Source organism: Rhizorhabdus sp. (assembly GCF_018006725.1).
In the GTDB taxonomy this organism is placed as follows: domain Bacteria; phylum Pseudomonadota; class Alphaproteobacteria; order Sphingomonadales; family Sphingomonadaceae; genus Rhizorhabdus.
The window spans coordinates 1-2,901 of record NZ_JAGMXV010000424.1 but is presented as its reverse complement, the minus strand read 5'-3'; the positions used below and the strand labels follow the sequence as shown (position 1 = coordinate 2,901).

Below are 2,901 nucleotides of genomic sequence, written 5' to 3'. Positions count from 1 at the left end.
TCTACATCGCCGACAGCTTTGCTGCCTTTGCCAAGCTGCTGATCTACATCGCAGCGGCGATCTCGGTGCTGCTGGCGCCCGGCTTCTTCGCCCGCGCGGGCGGCTATCGCGCCGAATATCCTGTGCTGATCCTGCTGTCTGCGGTCGGCATGGGCATGATGGTGTCTGCGGGCGACCTGCTGACCCTCTATGTCGGCCTCGAACTCCAGTCGCTGTCGGCCTATGTCCTCGCCGGCTTCCTGCGCCGCGACACGCGCTCGGCCGAAGCGGCACTCAAATATTTCGTCCTCGGCGCGCTCGCCTCGGGCATCCTGCTCTACGGCATCTCGCTGCTCTACGGCTTTACCGGTACGACGCTGTTCGCCGGCATTTCCGACGCGATGTCGAAGGACATTGGCATCGGTACGATGTTCGGCCTGGTCTTCGTGCTCGCCGGCCTCGCCTTCAAGATCTCGGCGGTGCCGTTCCACATGTGGACGCCCGACGTCTATGAAGGCGCACCGACCCCGGTCACCGCCTTCTTCGCGTCGGCCCCCAAGGTTGCCGCGATGGCGCTGATGATGCGTGTCTCGGTCGAGGCCATGGGCTCTGCTACCGACCAGTGGCGCCAGATCGTCGTCTTCGCCGCGCTCGCCTCTACGATCGTCGGCGGTGTCGCCGCGATCGGCCAGTCGAACATCAAGCGGCTGCTCGCCTATTCGTCGATCAACAATGTCGGCTTCGCGCTGTTCGGCCTCGCCGCCGGCACTGCCGACGGCATCGCTGCGACGCTGACCTATCTGGCGGTCTATGTCGCGATGACGCTCGGTAGCTTCGCCTGCCTGCTGCAGATGCGCGATGCCGATGGTCGCCCGGTCGAAGCGATCGCCAGCCTGTCGGGCTTGTCGCGCACCCGCCCGGGTCTTGCGGCGGCCTTCGCGATCTTCATGTTCAGCCTTGCGGGTATTCCCCCGCTGTTCGGCTTCTGGCCGAAATTCCTGGTGTTCGATGCGCTCGTCCGTGCCGGCTATTGGCCGCTGGCGATGATCGGCATCGCGACCTCGGTGATCGGCGCCTTCTATTATCTGAAGATCGTCAAGACGATCTACTTCGACGAGCCTGCCGAAGGCTTCGCGCCCGCAGATTCGCCGATCGAAAGCGGTGTCATCGTCCTTACGGCTCTCGCGGTGTCGCCGCTGGGCTATCTGGCGATCCCGCTGCTCGATGCGACGAGCATGACGGCGGCGCGCGCGCTATTCTGATCGCCGACGCGGTAGCTGCTTGCGGGCTCGCGGGGGACATGGCGGCATGACCCCGGCGATCCAGCATGTTGCCGAGACCGGTTCGACCAACGCCGACGTCGCCGCGCTCGCTCGGGCCGGCGCAGCGGAGGGCAGCTGGATCCGGGCCGATGCCCAGACCGGTGGGCGCGGCCGCCAGGGCCGGCCCTGGGTCTCGCCGCCGGGCAATTTCTATGGATCGACTTTCGTCCGCCGGCTGCCGGGTGATCCGCCAGCGTCGAGCCTCGCCTTCGTCGCAGCGGTCGCACTCGATGCACTGTTGCAGGCGTGGATCGGGCCGGAGCAGTTGTCGATCAAATGGCCGAACGATCTCCTCGTCGATGGCGCCAAATTGTCGGGCATACTGCTCGAAGGCGCCGACGATGCGGTGGTGGTCGGGATCGGCGTCAATCTCGCCCATCATCCGATCGGCCTCGATCGACCTACGACGAGCCTCGCCGGCCTCGGCCTGTCGCCGCCGTCGCCCGCCGACTTCGCCGAGGAACTGGCCGCGAGTTTTGCTGCGTGGGTCGCTCGCTGGAGGGGGGAAGGGTTGGCGGTCATCCTCGCCCGCTGGCAGGCGCGCGCGCATCCCATCGGCACGGCCTTGCGTGTGCAGTCACCCGATGGTGCGCTCGAAGGCCTGTTCGACGGGCTGACCGCAGAAGGCGCGCTGAAGCTGCGCTGCCCCGATGGACATGTGCATCAGGTGCACGCAGGCGATGTTTTCCTGCTATAGGCGCCCCGAAGGAAGGACTCGTACCGGTCATGCTGCTTGCGATCGACGCAGGGAACACCAACATCGTTTTCGCGCTGGTCGACGGTGACGCGATCAAGGCGCGCTGGCGCATTGCGACCGATCCCCGGCGGACGGCCGACGAATATGCGGTCTGGCTGCACCAGCTGCTGCAGCTCGAAGGCTATGAGCGCTCGGCCATCGAAGCGGTGATCATTGCCACGGTGGTGCCGCGTGCGCTCCACAATCTGGAGGTGCTCGCGAGCAAATATTTCGGCGTCACCGCGCTGGTTGCGGGCCGCCCGCCGGTCGAATGGGGCATCACCCTCGATGTCGACGAGCCGCAGAATGTCGGCGCCGACCGCGCGGTCAACGTCATCGCGGCGCATCGGCGCCACCCCGGCGACCTGATCGTGATCGACTTCGGCACCGCCACGACCTTTGATGTGGTCGATTATACGGGGGCCTATAAGGGCGGGATCATCGCGCCGGGCATCAACCTGTCGCTCGATGCGCTTGTCGGGGCGGCGGCAAAGCTGCCGCGCATTGCGATCGAGGCGCCGGACAGCGCCAGCGTCATCGGACGCACCACCACCAGCCAGATGCTCGTCGGCATCTATTTCGGCTATGTCTCGATGATCGAGGGGCTCGTCGGCCGCATGAAGGCCGAGGTCGGACGCCCCGTGAAGATCATCGCCACCGGCGGGCTCGCGCCGCTGTTCGAACGCCATGTGAAATTGTTCGACAGCATCGAGCCCGACCTCACCATCCAGGGCCTCGGCATCATGTATGACCGGCTTAAGGCCCGGCTTTGACAGATTGGACAAGTTTCTAAGTGACCACTCCCGGTAACGAATTGCTCTTCCTGGCGCTTGGCGGCTCCGGGGAGATCGGCATGAACGTCAA

At 65.6% G+C, this 2,901-nt stretch carries 3 protein-coding genes; all 3 read left to right on the top strand.

The genetic code is table 11. The features are described 5' to 3' along the window. Nucleotides 1–1,241: NADH-quinone oxidoreductase subunit NuoN (nuoN, locus tag KAY22_RS27250; protein ID WP_296626171.1), on the top strand; the 1,241-nt coding region annotated here is incomplete at its 5' end. A gap of 46 nt (nucleotides 1,242–1,287) precedes the next feature. Next, nucleotides 1,288–1,998 carry a biotin--[acetyl-CoA-carboxylase] ligase gene (locus KAY22_RS27245; protein WP_296626170.1) on the top strand — a complete coding sequence of 237 codons (711 nt, stop codon included), beginning with the start codon at nucleotides 1,288–1,290 and terminating at the stop codon, nucleotides 1,996–1,998. A 29-nt stretch (nucleotides 1,999–2,027) separates the two neighbouring features. Next, nucleotides 2,028–2,810, top strand: coding sequence for a type III pantothenate kinase (locus KAY22_RS27240; RefSeq protein WP_296626169.1), 783 nt, complete (start codon nucleotides 2,028–2,030; stop codon nucleotides 2,808–2,810). Nucleotides 2,811–2,901 lie beyond the last annotated feature (91 nt).

Excerpts from the sequence above, each read along its gene's own strand:
- KAY22_RS27245 (WP_296626170.1), top strand. The coding sequence starts at position 1,288 with ATGACCCCGGCGATCCAGCATGTTGCCGAGACCGGTTCGACCAACGCC.
- KAY22_RS27240 (WP_296626169.1), top strand. The coding sequence starts at position 2,028 with ATGCTGCTTGCGATCGACGCAGGGAACACCAACATCGTTTTCGCGCTG.